The following is a 16,215-nucleotide window of genomic DNA, read 5'->3' on the forward strand; positions in this document are numbered from 1 at the left end:
CCCTCTCCCTAGGGGAGAGAGGGTTGTTCGAGCGAGCGGTTGGTCTTCCGCGGCCAGGAAAGCAACGTAGCGTGGAAAACGGCGCAGCCTTTTCCACTTGGAAATCCGCCACGAAGGGTCCCCTCACCCCAGCCCTCTCCCTAAGGGAGAGGGGGCTACCCGAGCAGGCGTTCGTCTACCGGCATCAGCGGACCACAATGGTCGCGATGGAGATGGAGCTTGGGTTGAGCACAGTGAAGTCCAACACCTCCCGCATCAAACCTCTTCCTCTTCATCCGCCGCCTGCTGCAGATCATCGAAATCGGTCTTGAGGCCGGTTTCCATGGCGTCCAGCTCGGTGAGCAGGGTGCGGAAGCTGGTTCGTTCGGGAAGCACCAGGGAGCCCTCCTCCGCTGCTTCCGCATCACCGACACCCAGGGCCGCCAGGCTCAGTTCGGGGTCTTCCAGCACCGAGGCCGGCTCGGGCTCCAGTTGGCGGACTTCGGCCAGGGGCGGCAGCTGGTCGAGGCTGCGCAAGTCGAAATAGTCGAGAAAGGTCTTGGTGGTGGCGAACATGGCCGGGCGCCCGGGCACGTCGCGATAGCCGACCACGCGGATCCAGTCGCGCTCCAGCAGCGTCTTGACGATCTGGCTGTTGACCGCCACCCCGCGCACCTCCTCGATCTCGCCGCGGGTGATGGGCTGGCGATAGGCGATCAGCGCCAGGGTCTCCAGCATGGCGCGGGAATAGCGCGGCGGGCGCTCTTCCCAGAGCCGTCCGACCCAGGGCGCGTACTTTTCGCGCACCTGCAGACGATAGCCGGAGGCCACCTCCTTGAGTTCGAAGCCGCGCTTGCGGCAGGAGCCGCCGAGCACCGCGAGACCAGCACGCAGGTGGGCGGGCTCGGGGCGTTCGTACTCTTCGAAGAGTTCGGCCAGGCGCTCCAGGGTCAGAGGTCGGCCGGCGGCGAGCAGGATGGCTTCCAGCAGCGGCGCCAGTTGCTTGGGATCGGTGTAGTTCATGGGCGGCGATGATAAGGCCGGGCGCGGGTGCCGCCAAATCCAACCTGTCGCAGGATGGCCAGATCCGTGGGGTGTTTGACCTTGTCGCCAGCCTGGCGGCCAGGGCATCCTCGCCAGATCGCTACGGAGAGCCACCCATGCCGCTGATCGCCGCCCTGCTCTATCCCGATGTCATGAGTCTGGACGTCACCGGTCCGCTGCAGGTGTTCGCCTCGGCCAATCTGGAACGGGAGCGCCAGGGGCTGCCCGCCCACTATCAGTTGCGCCTGCTGGGCGCCGCCGAAGGGCTGGTGCGTACCTCCGCCGGGATCGGCATCCAGGCCGAACAGAGCTGGTACGACCTCGACGTGGACGAGGTGGACACCCTGCTCGTCCCCGGCGGCCTGGGCATCGAGACGCTGCGCCAGGACGCCGGGCTGCTGGCCTGGCTGCGCGACCTGGAACCCCGGGTACGACGACTCGGCTCGGTGTGTTCCGGCGCCCTGCTGCTGGCCAGTGCCGGGCTGCTGGACGGCCGGCGCGCCACCACCCACTGGGCCTATGTCGACGAACTCGCAACCTTTCCAGCCATCGCGGTGCAGGGTGATCGCCTGCATACCTACGATCCCCAGGGACGCGATGGCGATCCCCATGTCTTCACCTCGGCCGGCGTCACCGCCGGCATCGACCTGGCGCTGGCGCTGGTGGAAGCCGACCTGGGGCGTCCGCTGGCCCTGGCGGTGGCGCGCCGACTGGTGATGTTCCTGCGCCGCCCCGGTGGCCAGGCGCAATTCAGCGCCTGCCTGGCGCCCGATCCGGGGCGGACGCCGCGACTGGCCGCCCTGCTCGACTGGATTCCCGGTCACCTGGGGGAAGACCTGGGTCTTGAGCGCCTGGCCGAGCGCGCCCATATGGCGCCGCGCACCCTGTCGCGCCTGTTCAGCCGCGAGGTGGGCATGGGACCGGGGCGCTATGTCGAGCAGGTCCGCCTGGAGACGGCGCGGGCGCTCCTGCAGGACGGCCAGGCGTCCATCGCCACCGTGTCGCGCCTGTGCGGCTTCGGCCATCCGGAAAATCTCCGGCGCACCTTTCACAAGCACCTGGCGGTCAGCCCCCAGGACTACGCAGCGCGCTTTGGCGCCTGATCAGGGAGAGACGGTCATGCTGGACATGCGTACCTCGTGTGAACACTGCGCCAAGGCGCTGCCGATGGAGAGCGAGGAGGCGCTGATCTGCTCCTATGAGTGCACCTTTTGCGCGGAATGCGCCGCGGGGCCGTTACAGCAGCGCTGCCCGAATTGCCAGGGGGAGTTGCTCAGGCGACCGCGGCGGGTACCAAAGGACCCGGAAGATTGAATCGACGCCGGGCCTATCGACAGCCGTAGCGTGGAAAACGGCGCAGCCTTTTCCACTGGGCGTCCGCGGTGAGGCGTGCCCTCACCCCAACCCTCTCCCACAGGGAGAGGGGGCTATTCGTGCAGGCGTTCGGCGCTCGCGGAACCGGTAGGCTCCCGATCGATCGTCAGGCTATTACCGTAGGCGCACTGTAGTGCCCAGTGTCAGCGGTAAGGCGTGCCCTCACCCCAACCCTCTCCCACGGGGAGAGGGGGCTATTCGTGCAGGCGTTCGGCGCTTGCGGAACCGGTAGCTGCCGATCGGTCATCAGGCTATCACCGTGGGCGCACTGTCGTGCCCAGTGTCCGCGGTGAGGCGTGCCCTCATTCCAGCCCTCTCCCACGGGGATAGGGGGCTATCCGCCCTGCCATCACCGCAACAACCCCGCCTCCGCCCGGATCGGCTCGGGCGTAGGCTCGCCCAGCAGGTCCAGCACGGCGATCTCCAGGCCGCGGCTGAGGGCGTCCAGCGGCAGGTGGTTGGGCTGGGTGCCGAAGGGATCGGCGATCTGGTCGCCCAGGGCGTCCAGGCCGAAGAAGGTGTAGGCCAGCACCAGCACCGCCAGGGGCGTGAACCAGCCCAGGCTGTCCACCAGGCAGAACGGCAGCAGGAAACAATAGACGTGCACCACCCGGTGCAGCATCAGGATGTAGGGATAGGGAATGGGCGTCTGGCGGATGCGCTCGCAGCCGCTGAGCACCGCGGTCAGCCGGTCCAGCTGGTGGTCGAGGTTGGCGATCAGCGGATCGCCGAGGCCTTCCTCGCGGGCCCTGGCGACCAGCCGGGTGCCCAGCCGGCGGATCAGCGCGCTGGGTCGGTGCGGTGCCGCGAGCAAAGCATCCTCTCCCACCAACACGCGCTGCAGATCGGCCGACGGCGCTTCACGGCGCAGGTGGTCACGCAGGGAATAACCGAAGGCCAGCAGCGGAGTCAGCAGTTGGCGGCGCTCGGTCGAGCTCAGCCCCGGCAGCAGGGTCTCGACCTGGCGCGCCAGGTTGCGCCCGGCGATCAGCAATTCGCCCCACAGACCGCGCGCCTCCCAGAAGCGTTGGTAGGCGGTGGTGTTGCGAAAGCCGAGAAAGATCGCCAGGGTCAAACCCCAGAGCGTCAGCGGCGTGGTGGTCAGGCCGAAGTCGAAGCGCAGGAAGACGCCATGGCTCAGGGTCACCGCCAGGCTCAGCAGCACCACATAGAGCAGCTTGGGCCAGATCGCCTGGACGATGGAGCCGCGCACGGTGAACAGCAGCTCGCGCAGCGAGGGATTCTGGGGACGGGTGATCACAGCGGTGTTCTCGATTGAGGTAAGGACTTCGACGCTATCCGCGTCCGGCAGTGCCTGGGGCCCCTCGCGGTTCAGGGTCCGAACAGCACCCCGACCAGGGCCCCGCCGGCCAGCAGCCACAGCGGATGCCAGCGGGTGAACAGCGAGCCCAGGGCGCCTGCCGCCAGGATCAGCACCCACAGCGGCGCGGTGGCCACGCTGCTGCCCACCAGCCAGGCGCTGGCCGCCACCAGGCCGACGGTGACCGGCACCAGCCCGGCCTGCAGATGCCGCCGCCAGGGGCGATCGGCGAAGCGCTGCCAGAGGTGCAGCACGCCCAAGGTCAGCAGCGAGGACGGCACGAACTTGGCCAGGGAGGTCACCAGCAGCCCCGGCCAGCCGGCCACGTGCCAGCCGATCAGCGGCACGATCATGAGGTTGGGACCGGGCGCGGCCTGGGCCAGGGCGAACAGAGCGGCGAAGTCGGCGGCGCTCATCCAGCCGTGCACCGTCACCACCTGGCGCTGCATCTCCGGCAGCACCGAGTTACCGCCGCCAAAGGCCAGCAGCGACAGCTGGGTGAAGATCAGCGCCAGGGCCAGCAGAGTCGTGCTCATAGGCCCTGCCGATAGCTGAGCAGCACGCTGATGGGGGTGAGCGCCAGCATGGTCCAGAGCAGCGGCAGCTTGAGCAGCGCCAGGGCAAGAAAGGCCAGGCTGGCGATGCCCAGGGCCAGCCAGCGACCGCGCAGGGGCTGGACCAGCTTGACGGCCATGGCCACCAGCAGCCCGGCCGCCGCCGCGGCGAGTCCGGCGAAGGCACGCCCCACCAGCGGATCGTCGTGGTAGCGGTCATAGAGCACGCCCAGGCCGACCACCACCAGGGTCGGCCCCACCAGCAGTCCGGCGGCAGCGGCCAGGGCGCCCCTCCAGCCGGCGAATCTCATGCCCACGGCCACCGAGAGGTTGATGATGTTGCCGCCCGGCAGGAACTGGCAGAGGCCGAGCAACTCGGTGAATTCCTCCGCCGACAGCCAGCGCCGCTTCTCCACCAGGTAGCGTCGCGCCAGCGGCAACACCCCGCCGAAGGCCGTGATACCCAGGCCGAAGAAGCCCAGGAACAGATCGCGGCGGCGCGGGCGGTTCAGGGTGGCGGTCTCCATGGGCACCTCTCAGCTAGAGCCAGAGCGACAACAATAGCGTACCCGCGAGGCCGGTGACGGAAACCAGCGTCTGCAGCACCGACCAGACCCACAGCGTCTGCTTGAGCTCCAGGCCGAAGTATTCGCGCACCATCCAGAAGCCGGCGTCGTTGACGTGGCAGAAGAACACCGAGCCGGCGCCGATGGCCAGGGCGATCAGCGAAGCCTGGGGACCGGCCAGCCCGGCCACTACTGGCGCGAGGATCCCGGCCGTGGTGGTGGTGGCCACCGTCGCCGAACCGGTCGCCTGGCGCAGCGCCACGGCGATCAGCCAGGCCAGCAGGATGTAGGGCAGATGGGCGCCTTCGGCGACCTTGGCCACGGTATGGCTGACGCCGGCGTCGAGCAGTGTCTGTTTGAGGCCGCCGCCGGCGCCGATGGTGAGCAGGAGCGCGGCGATGGGTGCCAGGCTCTTGCGCAGCACGCCGCCGACGCGCTCGCGCGGCATGCCGCTGCCCCAGCCGAGCAGCACCGTGGCCGCCAGCACGGCGAGACCCAGGGCGATCAGGGGTTCACCGAGAAACTTCAGCCCCTCCGCCAGACCGCTGTGGGGATCCAGGGCAACCTTGGCGAAGGTGCTGCCCAGCATCAGCAGCACCGGCAGCAGGATCACCAGGAGCGACAGGCCGAAACCCGGCTGGCGGGCATGCTGGTCGCGGGCGCTGAACAGCTCGCCCAGTTCCGCCGGCGGCTGGATGGTCATGCGCCGCGACAGCCAGCCGCCGTACAGCGGGCCGGCCAGGATCACCGCCGGGATGGCGATCGCCAGCCCCAGGAGCATGGTCAGGCCGAGGTCCGCGTGCAGCGCGCCGACCGCAATGAGCGGACCCGGATGCGGCGGCAGCAGGGCATGCAGGGTGGTCATGCCCGCCAGCGCCGGAATGGCGATGCGCAGCAGCGGCTGTCCGGAGCGCTGCGCCATGACGAAGATGATGGGCACCATCAGCACCAGGCCCACTTCGAAGAACAGCGGCAGGCCGATGACCATGGCCACCAGCGCCATCACCCATGGCAGGCTGCGGCCCTTGCCCAGCCCCAGCAGGGTACTGGCGATGCGGTCGGCGGCGCCGGACTCGGCCATCAGCGCGCCGAGCATGGAGCCCAGGGCGATGATGATGCCCGCCTCGCCGAGGATGCCGCCCGCACCCTTGCTGAAGGCCTTGGCCACGCCTTCGGCGGGCAAGCCGGCGCCCAGGCCGGCGATGAAGGTGCCGATGAGAATGGACAGGAAGGGCGGCAGGCGGGTGACGCCGATGAGCAGGACGATGGCCAGGATGGCGGCCAGGCAGCACGAGATCAGCCGGGTGTCATGGGCGACCCAGGCGAGCGCAGCAGGATCCACGGGTGACTCCTTGTAACTTATTGTTTCAGGATCACCTTAACCGAACGCCGGCCGAGGTACGACGTAAATCGAAATAAAGCCTGTCGCTTATTGCACTTAGCTTGCGAACCTCAGCCGTTTCGCACGATCCAAACAGCGTTCGGTCGTGACCGAATCCCTTACCCTTTGCTTGCAGGCGGTTGGCATGAACGAAACCTCTACTCTCTGGCAGCAGACCCTCGCCCAGTTCCGCGACGGCACCGGCTCCACCCTGCCCACCCCGGGCAGTGGCGCGGCGGCTACCGTGGCGGCCTGCCTGGGTGTCGCCCTGATCCTAAAGGGCCTCAAGCTCAGCCAGCAGCGCCAACCAGTGACCCGCCACGCCGACCTGATCACCGTCGGCGAGCGCCTGCAGGAAGCCCTGAGCACCTGTGCCGATGCCGATGTGCAGGCTTTCGCCAACTACCTGGAAGCCGATCGCCAGGCCAGCGGCGCCAGTGCCGAGGGCGAACGCCGCCAGCAGGCGCTCAATCTGGCCGCGGCCAATGCCGTGCAGATCCCCATCGCCACCGCCCAACTGTGCCTGGAGGCCCTGGACCTGGCCGTCACGGCCACGCCGCTCACCGTCGAGCCGCTGCGCAGCGACACCCTGGCCGGTGGCCGCCTGGTCCATGGTGCCCTGGGCGCGGTGCTCACCACCGTGGACGCCGACCGCAATGGCCTGAAATCCGGCGACGCCCGCGAAGCCGCCCGGCAGATGCGCGACAAGCTCCAGCAGCAGGCCGACCAGCGTCTCGCCCAGCTGAGCGCCACCCCCGTACCGCCGGCCATGGGCTGACGCGCGGTGCTGGCCCGCCTGGGCTGGGTCCTGCGCGGACTGCAGCGACGCCTGTGGTTTCGCGCCACCCTGTTCTCGGTCGCCGGGGTGGCGACCGCCCTCCTCGCCCTGCTCCTGCGCGACCATATCCCGACCTCGCTGCCGGCCAAGGTCGGCGCCGATGCGGTCGACAAGATCCTCACCATCATCGCCAGCAGCATGCTGGCGGTGACCACCTTTTCCCTCAGCACCATGGTGACGGCCTACAACGCCGCCGCCAGCAGCGTGACGCCCCGTGCCTATCCGCTGCTCCTGGAAGACAGCACCACCCAGAACGCCCTGGCCACCTTTCTCGGCTCCTTCCTGTTCAGCCTGGTCGGCATCATCGCCCTGAGCACCGGGCTCTACGGCGATAACGGCCGGGTGGTGCTCTTCGCCGTGACCCTGGTGGTGATCCTGCTGATCGTCTTTACCCTGCTGCGCTGGATCGACCATCTCTCGCGACTGGGCCAACTGGATGCCACCAGCGACAGCATCGAAGACGCCGCCAGACACAGTCTGCAGCGCTGGCTGGCCCAGCCATACCTGGGGGGGGTGGCGGCGCCCGTCGATGAGCCCGCCAGCGGCCGCCCGGTCATGGCCGATCGCACCGGCTATCTGCAACGGGTGGACATGCCGCTGCTGGCCGACCTCTGCGGCGACCAGGGTCGCCTGCGCCTGGCCGCCCTGCCCGGCGCCTTTCTCGATCCGGCGCAACCGCTGCTCTGGGTCGAGGGCCTGCCACCGGAAAAGGACCAGCGCCTGCGCGCCGCCTTCACCCTGGATGCCCGCCGGGTACACGACCAGGATCCGCGCTTCGGCCTGACGGTGCTGGGCGAGATCGCCACCGGGGCGCTGGTGCCCTCGCGCAGCGACTCGGGCACCGCCATCGCCATCCTCGGTCGCGCGCAACGGCTGCTGACGACGCTCACCGAACCGCGGGAAGCGGTCGAGCCCCGCTATCCGCGGATCGAGGTGCCGGAGCTGTCGCTGGATGACCTGTTCGACGACTTCTTCCTGCCGGTGGGTCGCGATGCGGCGCCGCTGGTGGAAGTGGGCATGCGACTGCAGAAAGCCCTGGGGCGCCTGGCGGTCCAGGGCGATGCCCGGATCAGGCGCGAGTGCCTGCGCCATTCGCGCCTGGCGCTGGCCCGCGCCGAGGCCACCCTTGGCCAGGTCGAGGACCGCGTCATCCTCCAGCAACTGGCCGCGGACGTCGAACGCCTCTGCACGGCGCGCGAGTAGTGCAGCGCTAGCGCGACCAGGCCGGATCGGTGGTGAAGGCGATGGTCAGCCAGCGGTCCGGCCCCTCGCCGCCGATGGCCTCGCCGATCTGGTCGCGGATGGCGTCCCATTCGTCCAGGGTCTTGGCCGGCCACCCCAGGGGCACGATGAAGTACAGCTCGATCTGCCGCGCCCGGCCGACCTTGGCCACATAGGCGCGATAGTCGAGAAAGTCGAAGCGCGTGACCATGCCCCGGGCGACTTCATCGACCTGCCGCTTGAGCTCCGGCGGGGTCACCATGAGGATCTCCCTGACGGCCTGCCAGACCAGCCTGAGCGGTATGGGGATGATCAGTACGCAGATGATCGACAGCACCAGGGGATCGATGTAGGGCGTGATCCAGGCATAGGCCGTGCCCTGGGCCAGCGCGCCGATCAGGAAGGCCACCACCAGAGCAGCCGAGATGCTGCCCGACATGATCCAGCTCTTGATGTCGAGCCTGAGGAAGTCCGACTGGATGTCGCGGTTCAACCGGTGCACCAGGGCGGCGAATCCAAAGCAACTCAAGGCCGCGACCAGCGCATAGAGCAGCGCCATGCCGAATGCCAGTGCCTTGCCGCCACTCATCAGGCTGATGATCGAGTTGACCAGCGCGTAACAGGCCACGATGCACAGCACGCTGCCGTTGAGCGCCAGGACCATGGGTTCGAGGTGCCAGAAACCCATGTTGAAGCGCTCGGCCAGCCGCCGATCGCCCTCCGGTTCCTGCGCATGCCGGTGGATCAGCATGGCCACCAGCAGCGCCACGCCGCTCATGAAGGCGTCGGTCAGCGAATAGAAGCCGTCGAAGACGATGGCATAGGAACCGGACAGCACCCCGAAGGCGATACCCACGGCCGCCAGCAGCACCGTGACGGCAATGGAAAAGCGCAGCATCCTGCGCTCGTTGCTCAGCCATTTCAGCATGATCGACTCCGGCCACGGGATCGCCTCCAGGCGTGGCCAACGGGTTGAGTTAACGCCAAGCATAGAGGCCGACAGCTCAACCTGCATGGGCGGTCCGGCAAGGCTTCCATGCGCGGACGCAATCAAAAGGCGGTGGGCTTCGGGTGTACACTGCAGCGGTGCTTTTTTCTCCCGGGATCTCTGGCAGCCGCCTGTCCCATACCGTGGAATCCTCAACGGCGACCCACCATGATCGAAGTTACCGAACGCTCCATCGCCGAGTTGCGTCGCGCACTCGAAACCGGCCAGACCACTGCGGTAGCGCTGGTCGAGGCCTACCTGGCCCGGATCGAGGCCTACGATCCACCCAGCAGCGCCACCGCGCTCAATGCCGTGGTGGTGCGCAATCCCGGGGCCCTGGCCGAAGCGGCCGCGTCCGATCGCCGGCGTGCCCGTGGCGAGACCCTGGGGCCGCTGGACGGCATCCCCTACACGGCCAAGGACAGCTACCTGGTCAAGGGCCTTACCGCCGCCTCCGGCAGCCCGGCCTTCAAGGACCTGGTCGCCCAGCGCGACGCCTTCACCATCGAGCGGCTGCGTGCTGCAGGCGCCATCTGCCTGGGCAAGACCAACATGCCGCCCATGGCCAACGGCGGCATGCAGCGCGGCGTCTATGGCCGCGCCGAAAGCCCCTACAACGCCGGCTACCTGACCGCGCCCTTCGCCTCCGGCTCCTCCAATGGCGCCGGCACCGCCACCGCGGCCAGCTTCGCCGCCTTCGGCCTGGCGGAGGAAACCTGGTCCAGCGGCCGCGGCCCGGCGTCCAACAACGGCCTGTGCGCCTACACCCCCTCGCGCGGAATCATCTCGGTGCGCGGCAACTGGCCGCTGACGCCGACCATGGACGTGGTGGTGCCCTATGCCCGCACCATGGCCGATCTGCTGGAAGTGCTCGACGTGGTGGTGGCCGACGATCCCGATACCTCCGGCGACCTCTGGCGCCTGCAACCCTGGGTGCCGCTGCCGCTGGCCTCGGCGGTACGTCCGGCGTCCTACCCGGCCCTGGCCACCGGTCCGAACGCCCTGGCCGGCAAGCGCCTGGGCGTGCCGCGCATGTTCATCAACCAGGATCCGGACGCCGGCACCAGCGAGAATCCCGGCATCGGCGGTCCCACCGGCCAGCGCATCCAGACCCGCGACTCGGTGATCGCCCTCTGGGAACAGGCCCGCGCGGCGCTGGAAGCCGCCGGCGCCAGCGTGATCGAGGTGGACTTCCCGCTGGTCTCCAATTGCGAAGGCGACCGCCCCGGCGCGCCCACGGTATTCAACCGCGGCATCGTCTCCCGGGAATTTCTCCATGACGAACTCTGGGAGCTGTCCGCCTGGGGCTTCGACACCTTCCTGCGCGACAACAACGATCCCAAACTCAATCGCCTGGTGGACGTCGACGGCGAACTGATCTTTCCCCACGAGCCCGGCACCCTGCCCAACCGGGAAGGCGACCTGGCCGCCGGCATGGCCGAATACGTGCGCATGGCCGAGCGGGGGCTCAAGACCCTGGAGCAGATCACCACCCTCCCCGACGGTCTGCGCGGCCTGGAACGGACGCGCAAGCTGGACCTGGAAGACTGGCTCGAGGCCCAGGGCCTGGACGCGGTGCTCTTTCCTACCGTGGCCGACGTGGCCCCGGCGGATGCCGAGATCAATCCCGCCTCGGCCGACATCGCCTGGAGCAACGGCGTCTGGGTCGCCAACGGCAACCTCGCCATCCGCCACCTGGGCGTGCCGACCGTGACCGTGCCCATGGGCGTGATGGCCGACATCGGCATGCCGGTGGGCCTGACCTTCGCCGGTCGCGCCTATGACGACGCCAACCTGCTGCGCCTGGCCGCCGCCTACGAGGCGACCGGCTCCAAGCGCCAGATACCGCCGCGGACGCCGCCGCTGGTGGGTTGAGACAGAAGGCGTGGACGCTGGCCGCCAGGCTTCACCCGGCGGCCGGAATCGGAGGATGACCCCTGACGTCAAGGCGCGCTAACCGGAGTGTCCAGCCCCGGGCCGGTTATGCGGACGCCGCCAGGGGCCTAAGGTGGGTTCCAGGCAGGTGCCGTTTGCCGGCGCCGCTGCCCACCTCATTCCGACCTGCACGAGCCTACCGCCATGAATCCAGCCAAACGTCTGACCGGGAGCGTGCTGCTGGCGCTCCCCCTCCTGAGTACTCTCTGGAGCGGCGTCGCAGCCGCCGAATCCACCGCTGAACGCAACCAACGCCTGGTCGAACGGGCCTTCGCGAACTGGAGCGCGGGCCGCGGCAGTCTGTTCGACGACCTGCTCTCGCCCACGGTGGTCTGGACCATCCGGGGCAGCGGTCCGGCAGCGGGCACCTACCATGGCCGCGAGGATTTTCTGCAACGCGCCGTCCGCCCCTTCGCGCAGCGCCTGGCCACGCCCATCGTGCCCCGGGTCGAGGGCATCTGGGCACGCGAGGATCAGGTCGTGGTGCGCTGGATGGGCACGGCCACCGCGCGCGATGGCGCGCCCTATCGCAACGAATACGTGTGGATCTTCAGGATGGACGGGGCACGGGCGACCCAGGTCGAGGCCTTTCTCGATCTCGTCCCCTACCAGGACGTCATCGACCGCATAGCCCTGGCAGACTCCTCGCCCGCCATGCCCAGCGCAGAACGGCAGGCGCCCTGACGCCACCCCCGTGCGATCACGGCCGATGAGCGTCCCAGAGCGTCAGCGCCAGGGCGATGGCGCCCTCGATCACGGGCAACGCCACGCCATCCCGCGCCATGGGTGAAATGCCCAGCAGCAAGCCTTCGAACAGCGTCGCCAGGACAGGCGCTTCGGTGCCCGCCGCGAGATCGCCACGGTCGATACCGCGCCTGACGCAGGCCAGCAGACCGGCGCGGATCCGGGCACGGGCCTCGCGCAGGGGCAGCGGAATGCTGGAGTCTTCATCCGCATAGGAGCCCAGGGTGCCGAGCGCCACCAGGCAGCCCTTGGGCAGGTGCTCGTCGCACTGCATCCGCGCCGAGCGAGACAGGGCCGAGGCAATCGCCTCCCGCGGGGCGAGGGTCTCGTCGAACAGCGGATCGTTCACCCGGCCATGGGTCTCCATGTAGCGGGCGACCACCTCCTTGAACAGCGCCTCCTTCGAACCGAAGGCCGCATAGAAGCTGGGCGCGGTGATGCCGCCGCCGATCGCCGCCTTGAGCCGACTCAGGGAGGTCGCCTCATAGCCATAGCGCCAGAACAGCAGCATCGCGTCATCGATTGCCTGGGTGCGGTCGAAGGACCGCGGACGCCCCACCTGAGCCACAGCCGTACTCCTCGTCAAAATCGATTTTTATACTAGACGATACAGAATTCATTGACCAGCTGGAGGACCTGCTGCTTAGATATATACCGATCGATACATATCTAAGGAGCCTAGCCGTGACCGCGACCCCCAACCCTGAACGCCTGCCAGTGGCCGCGCTGCTGGCGCTGGCGATGACCGGCTTCATCTGCATCATGACCGAGACGCTGCCGGCCGGCCTGCTCCCCGAAATCGCCCAGGGGCTCCAGGTCTCCAATGCGCTGGCCGGGCAGACGGTGACCGCCTATGCCGCCGGCTCGCTGACTGCCGCCATTCCCCTCACCCTGGCGACGGCGCGCTGGCGGCGCCGCCGGGTGCTGCTGGCGACCATCCTGGGCTTTCTGCTGTTCAACACCCTCACCGCGCTCTCCTCCAGCTATCCGCTGACCCTGGTCGCCCGCTTCGCCGCCGGGGCCGCGGCCGGCCTCGCCTGGAGTCTGCTGGCCGGCTATGCCCGGCGCCTGGTAGTGCCGCGCCTGCAAGGGCGGGCGATGGCCATCGCCATGCTCGGCACGCCGGTCGCCCTGTCGCTGGGCGTACCCCTGGGGACCTGGCTGGGCGGGCTGCTGGGCTGGCGGCTGGCCTTTGCCTGCATGTCCGCCCTCACCCTCGGCCTGATCGTCTGGGTGCTGGCCAAGGTGCCCGACTATCCGGGGCAGACCGAGGGGCAGCGCCTGCCGCTGCGCCAGGTGTTCGCCACGCCCGGCATTCGCGCCATCCTCGGCGTGGTCTTTACCTGGATGCTGGCCCACAACCTGCTCTACACCTATATCGCCCCCTTCGTCGCCCAGGCCGGGCTGGGCGATCAGGTCGATCGAGTGCTGCTGAGCTTCGGGGCGGCCTCGTTGCTGGGGATCTGGATCACCGGGCGGATCGTCGACCACAGCCTGCGGCGAGCGGTGCTGCTGAGTCTCCTCGGCTTCGCCGCGATCGCGCTGCTGCTGGGACTCAATCGTGACTCGGCGCCGCTGCAGTACCTGGGCGTCTTTGGCTGGGGCCTGACCTTTGGCGGTGCGGCCACCCTGCTGCAGACCGCCCTGGCGGATACCGCGGGGAGTGGCGCCGATGCTGCTCTGGCGATGAACGTGGTGACCTGGAACAGCGCCATCGCCGGGGGCGGCATCCTCGGCGGCCTGTTGCTGGACGGCATCGGCCCCCAGGCGCTGAGCTGGGCGGTGGTGGCGCTGTCCCTGAGCGCCCTGGCCATCGCCGCCACTGCCCGGCGCCACGGCTTTCCCGCCGGCACCCGGGCGAGCGGCTCAGCGGTCATGGGTCACTGACCCCGGGGTGCGGGCGCCCTGCCCGCCTCTTCAGCCCTGGTGCGGCTGTGCCTCCAGGGTCTCGCCCTGGAAGAACGCCGGCGCGCGCCAGCGGGCGAACAGCATCAGCACCAGGCCCAGTGCCAGGATCGTCACGGCGATGATGAACACCAGGCCGATGCCGCCGAGGTGGGAGCCGCTGCCGAAGTCCGGCGAGAGGCTGGCGATGGCGGTCTGCCAGAAGATCACCGAGAGGATGATGGCGCCCAGCAACGGGCAGAGGCCACGCAGCAGCGCATGGCGCAGGCTGTCGAACAGGCTGCGGCGGAAGTACCAGACGCAGGCGTAGGCGGTCAGCGAGTAGTAGAAGCAGATCATCATGCCCAGGGCGGTGATGGTGTCCGCGAGGACGTTGTCGCTCAGGGTGCGCATGACCACATAGAAGCCGCCGGTGGCGATGCCCGCGGCGATGGTGGCATAGCGCGGCGTGCGCGATCTCGGGCAGATATGGGCGAAGCGCCGCGACACCGCGCCGTAGTACCCCATCGCCAGCAGGGTGCGCGCCGGGGAGATGAAGGTGGACTGCAGCGAGGCGGCGGTGCTGGCCAGCACCGCAATGGACATCAGGATCGCCAGCGGCCCCATTACCGGACCGGCCAGGTGGGCGAAGACGTTTTCCTGGATCTCCGGATTGCCCAGGCCCAGGCCGGCTTCGCTGATGCCGGCGAATTGCAGGGTCGCCGCCGCGGTGAAGAGGTACAGCAGCAGGATCAGCAGCACCGTGACCGTGGCCGCCCGCCCCGGCACCTTCTGGCTGCCCACCGATTCCTCGCTCACCGTGAGGCAGACATCCCAGCCCCAGAAGATGAAGATCGACAGCGACAGCCCCGCCGCGAAGGCGGAAAAGGATTCGACGTTGAAGGGATTGAACCACTCCGGGTGGAAGACCACCGGCGCCGCCTCGGGCGCGGCATTGAAGGCCGCCAGGGAAAAGCCGATCAGCACCAGCAGCTGCAGGGCCACCAGGCCGTACTGGACGCTCATGGTCATGCCGATGCCGCGACAGCTGATCCAGACCGCGATGGCGATGAAGACGCAGCAGGTGACGACGTTCACCAGCAGGTGCTGCGACAGCGCCGCCAGCTCCGCCCGGCCGCTGAGCTGGGCGAGGAACAGGTAGAAGAAGTCCACCGCCACGCCGGCGAGGTTGGACAGCACGATGGTGGTGGCCGTGACCAGGCCCCAGCCGCCGATCCAGCCGATCATGGGACCGAAGGCGCGGGTCGACCAGGTAAAGGAGGTGCCGCTGTCCGGATCGACCGCGTTCAGCTCGCGATACCCCAGGGCCACCAGCAGCATCGGCAGGAAGCCGACGATGAAGACCGCGGGCAGATAGACGCCCACCTCGCGCACGGTGGGGCCCAGGGCGCCGGTCAGGGTGTAGACGGGGGCGATGGTGGAGATGCCCAGCACCACGCAGGCGAGCAGCCCGAGGGAGCCGGCGGCCAGGCCCTTGGCGGACGGATCGGCCAGGGCGGCCGGCCCGGCGGTGTCCGAGCCGCCGGCCGGCGTGCCCTTGCGCTGTTCAGTCATAGGTCTCTGTCCTGCTGTTGGTCTTGTTATTCAGAGTGCGGCGTGTGCGGCAAGGTGCCTAGCGCGCGGCGGCATGGCGCTGGCAGGCGTCGCGGAACGCGTCCAGCAGCGCCAGGGATTCGGGGTTGTCGCGGAAATTCCACTCGGGATGCCACTGCACCCCGACGACGAAGCCCGGAGCATTGGCCAGGGATACCCCTTCCACCAGCCCATCCGGCGCCTGGGCCTCGATGCGCAGCCCGGGCGCCAGGCGCGCGATACCCTGGCTGTGCAGCGAATTCACCTGGAAGCTGGCCGGCAGGCCGAGGCGCTCGAACACCCCCCCAGGCGGCACGGTGACCGGGTGCGTGGGCGCGTACTGCTCGGCGAGCAGCTCGCTCTGGGGCTCGCGGTGATCGGCATGCCCGGGCAGTTCCTGGACGCGCTGGTGCAGGCTGCCACCCAGGGCCACGTTCAGCTCCTGAAAGCCGCGGCAGATGCAGAACACCGGAATGCCGCGGTCGATGGCCAGGCGCAGCAGCGGCAGCGTGTAGGCGTCGCGCGCGGCATCATGGTGGGTGCCGGCGAGACTTGCCGGTCCCTGGTAGTGATGGGGCTCGACGTTGGAGGGCGAGCCGGTGAACAGCAGGCCGTCAAGGTGCGCCAGCAGCGCCTGCGGATCGCTCGGCACGCTGCGCGCCGGCAGCACCACCGGCACGCCGGCATGACCCGCCGCCTCGACGTACTTGTCGCCGACGGTATGGGAATCGTATTTGCCGAGCGTCTGCCGGCACGCCGTCACGCCGATGAGGGGCATAGGGGACATGGCTTA

Annotated in this window: 16 protein-coding genes; 7 read left to right on the top strand and 9 right to left on the bottom strand. The window is 68.9% G+C overall.

Annotated features, from left to right (window positions below):
• Nucleotides 1-255: 255 nt before the first annotated feature.
• The gene (gene scpB / locus PSK12I2_RS0119315; RefSeq protein WP_027599672.1) at nt 256-1,002 is read right to left on the bottom strand and encodes an SMC-Scp complex subunit ScpB; all 747 of its coding nucleotides are present in this window, start codon (nt 1,000-1,002) and stop codon (nt 256-258) included.
• 137 nt (nt 1,003-1,139) lie between these two features.
• Here scpB and PSK12I2_RS0119320 point away from each other — a divergent pair, with 137 nt between their 5' ends.
• Both PSK12I2_RS0119320 and PSK12I2_RS24170 read left to right on the top strand, forming a co-directional pair.
• Entirely contained in the window at nt 1,140-2,126 is a 987-nt protein-coding gene (locus tag PSK12I2_RS0119320) for a GlxA family transcriptional regulator (RefSeq protein WP_027599673.1), read from the top strand.
• A gap of 25 nt (nt 2,127-2,151) precedes the next feature.
• Nucleotides 2,152-2,337, top strand: coding sequence for a DUF1272 domain-containing protein (locus PSK12I2_RS24170; protein ID WP_256204015.1), 186 nt, complete (start codon nt 2,152-2,154; stop codon nt 2,335-2,337).
• 409 nt (nt 2,338-2,746) lie between these two features.
• Here PSK12I2_RS24170 and PSK12I2_RS0119330 read toward each other — a convergent pair whose 3' ends face one another.
• From PSK12I2_RS0119330 to PSK12I2_RS0119345, 4 genes are all read right to left on the bottom strand, one after another.
• Complete coding sequence (locus PSK12I2_RS0119330) at nt 2,747-3,658, bottom strand: bestrophin family protein (RefSeq protein ID WP_027599674.1); 912 nt, start codon at nt 3,656-3,658, stop codon at nt 2,747-2,749.
• A gap of 71 nt (nt 3,659-3,729) precedes the next feature.
• Complete coding sequence (locus PSK12I2_RS0119335) at nt 3,730-4,254, bottom strand: chromate transporter (protein WP_007158686.1); 525 nt, start codon at nt 4,252-4,254, stop codon at nt 3,730-3,732.
• On the bottom strand, nt 4,251-4,799 hold the full coding sequence (locus PSK12I2_RS0119340) for a chromate transporter (protein ID WP_027599675.1): 549 nt from the start codon (nt 4,797-4,799) through the stop codon (nt 4,251-4,253). The genes PSK12I2_RS0119335 and PSK12I2_RS0119340 overlap by 4 nt, the downstream gene beginning before the upstream one ends.
• A 13-nt stretch (nt 4,800-4,812) precedes the next feature.
• A complete protein-coding gene (locus PSK12I2_RS0119345) occupies nt 4,813-6,180 on the bottom strand; it encodes a gluconate:H+ symporter (protein WP_027599676.1) in 1,368 nt (455 codons plus the stop codon).
• 184 nt (nt 6,181-6,364) lie between these two features.
• Between PSK12I2_RS0119345 and PSK12I2_RS0119350 the strand changes: the two genes are divergently transcribed.
• Complete coding sequence (locus PSK12I2_RS0119350; RefSeq protein ID WP_027599677.1) at nt 6,365-6,997, top strand: cyclodeaminase/cyclohydrolase family protein; 633 nt, start codon at nt 6,365-6,367, stop codon at nt 6,995-6,997.
• A 6-nt stretch (nt 6,998-7,003) separates the two neighbouring features.
• Nucleotides 7,004-8,260, top strand: coding sequence for a DUF2254 domain-containing protein (locus PSK12I2_RS0119355; protein ID WP_027599678.1), 1,257 nt, complete (start codon nt 7,004-7,006; stop codon nt 8,258-8,260).
• Nucleotides 8,261-8,267: 7 nt separating this feature from the next.
• On the opposite strand, the gene PSK12I2_RS0119360 is transcribed toward PSK12I2_RS0119355, so the two are convergent.
• Nucleotides 8,268-9,206 carry a cation diffusion facilitator family transporter gene (locus tag PSK12I2_RS0119360; RefSeq protein WP_027599679.1) on the bottom strand — a complete coding sequence of 313 codons (939 nt, stop codon included), beginning with the start codon at nt 9,204-9,206 and terminating at the stop codon, nt 8,268-8,270.
• A gap of 228 nt (nt 9,207-9,434) precedes the next feature.
• Here PSK12I2_RS0119360 and PSK12I2_RS0119365 point away from each other — a divergent pair, with 228 nt between their 5' ends.
• Nucleotides 9,435-11,141 (top strand): amidase, encoded by a 1,707-nt coding sequence (locus PSK12I2_RS0119365; RefSeq protein ID WP_027599680.1) that lies wholly within the window; start codon nt 9,435-9,437, stop codon nt 11,139-11,141.
• Nucleotides 11,142-11,345: 204 nt separating this feature from the next.
• The gene (locus tag PSK12I2_RS0119370) at nt 11,346-11,885 is read left to right on the top strand and encodes a nuclear transport factor 2 family protein (protein WP_027599681.1); all 540 of its coding nucleotides are present in this window, start codon (nt 11,346-11,348) and stop codon (nt 11,883-11,885) included.
• Between the two features lie 16 nt (nt 11,886-11,901).
• Here the strand turns inward: PSK12I2_RS0119370 and PSK12I2_RS0119375 are convergent, their stop codons facing one another.
• The gene (locus tag PSK12I2_RS0119375; protein ID WP_027599682.1) at nt 11,902-12,513 is read right to left on the bottom strand and encodes a TetR/AcrR family transcriptional regulator; all 612 of its coding nucleotides are present in this window, start codon (nt 12,511-12,513) and stop codon (nt 11,902-11,904) included.
• A 173-nt stretch (nt 12,514-12,686) separates the two neighbouring features.
• Between PSK12I2_RS0119375 and PSK12I2_RS0119380 the strand changes: the two genes are divergently transcribed.
• Nucleotides 12,687-13,832 carry an MFS transporter gene (locus PSK12I2_RS0119380; RefSeq protein WP_177324665.1) on the top strand — a complete coding sequence of 382 codons (1,146 nt, stop codon included), beginning with the start codon at nt 12,687-12,689 and terminating at the stop codon, nt 13,830-13,832.
• A gap of 30 nt (nt 13,833-13,862) precedes the next feature.
• Here the strand turns inward: PSK12I2_RS0119380 and PSK12I2_RS0119385 are convergent, their stop codons facing one another.
• Both PSK12I2_RS0119385 and PSK12I2_RS0119390 read right to left on the bottom strand, forming a co-directional pair.
• The gene (locus PSK12I2_RS0119385; protein WP_027599684.1) at nt 13,863-15,404 is read right to left on the bottom strand and encodes an APC family permease; all 1,542 of its coding nucleotides are present in this window, start codon (nt 15,402-15,404) and stop codon (nt 13,863-13,865) included.
• A 58-nt stretch (nt 15,405-15,462) separates the two neighbouring features.
• Nucleotides 15,463-16,209 carry a gamma-glutamyl-gamma-aminobutyrate hydrolase family protein gene (locus PSK12I2_RS0119390; RefSeq protein ID WP_027599685.1) on the bottom strand — a complete coding sequence of 249 codons (747 nt, stop codon included), beginning with the start codon at nt 16,207-16,209 and terminating at the stop codon, nt 15,463-15,465.
• Nucleotides 16,210-16,215 lie beyond the last annotated feature (6 nt).

The organism is Pseudomonas sp. MOIL14HWK12:I2, assembly GCF_000510745.1.
Lineage (GTDB): Bacteria > Pseudomonadota > Gammaproteobacteria > Pseudomonadales > Pseudomonadaceae > Chryseomonas > Chryseomonas oryzihabitans.

Excerpts from the sequence above, each read along its gene's own strand:
- scpB (WP_027599672.1), bottom strand. The coding sequence starts at position 1,002 with ATGAACTACACCGATCCCAAGCAACTGGCGCCGCTGCTGGAAGCCATC.
- PSK12I2_RS0119320 (WP_027599673.1), top strand. The coding sequence starts at position 1,140 with ATGCCGCTGATCGCCGCCCTGCTCTATCCCGATGTCATGAGTCTGGAC.
- PSK12I2_RS24170 (WP_256204015.1), top strand. The coding sequence starts at position 2,152 with ATGCGTACCTCGTGTGAACACTGCGCCAAGGCGCTGCCGATGGAGAGC.
- PSK12I2_RS0119335 (WP_007158686.1), bottom strand. The coding sequence starts at position 4,254 with ATGAGCACGACTCTGCTGGCCCTGGCGCTGATCTTCACCCAGCTGTCG.
- PSK12I2_RS0119340 (WP_027599675.1), bottom strand. The coding sequence starts at position 4,799 with ATGGAGACCGCCACCCTGAACCGCCCGCGCCGCCGCGATCTGTTCCTG.
- PSK12I2_RS0119350 (WP_027599677.1), top strand. The coding sequence starts at position 6,365 with ATGAACGAAACCTCTACTCTCTGGCAGCAGACCCTCGCCCAGTTCCGC.
- PSK12I2_RS0119360 (WP_027599679.1), bottom strand. The coding sequence starts at position 9,206 with ATGCTGAAATGGCTGAGCAACGAGCGCAGGATGCTGCGCTTTTCCATT.
- PSK12I2_RS0119365 (WP_027599680.1), top strand. The coding sequence starts at position 9,435 with ATGATCGAAGTTACCGAACGCTCCATCGCCGAGTTGCGTCGCGCACTC.
- PSK12I2_RS0119370 (WP_027599681.1), top strand. The coding sequence starts at position 11,346 with ATGAATCCAGCCAAACGTCTGACCGGGAGCGTGCTGCTGGCGCTCCCC.
- PSK12I2_RS0119380 (WP_177324665.1), top strand. The coding sequence starts at position 12,687 with ATGACCGGCTTCATCTGCATCATGACCGAGACGCTGCCGGCCGGCCTG.
- PSK12I2_RS0119385 (WP_027599684.1), bottom strand. The coding sequence starts at position 15,404 with ATGACTGAACAGCGCAAGGGCACGCCGGCCGGCGGCTCGGACACCGCC.
- PSK12I2_RS0119390 (WP_027599685.1), bottom strand. The coding sequence starts at position 16,209 with ATGTCCCCTATGCCCCTCATCGGCGTGACGGCGTGCCGGCAGACGCTC.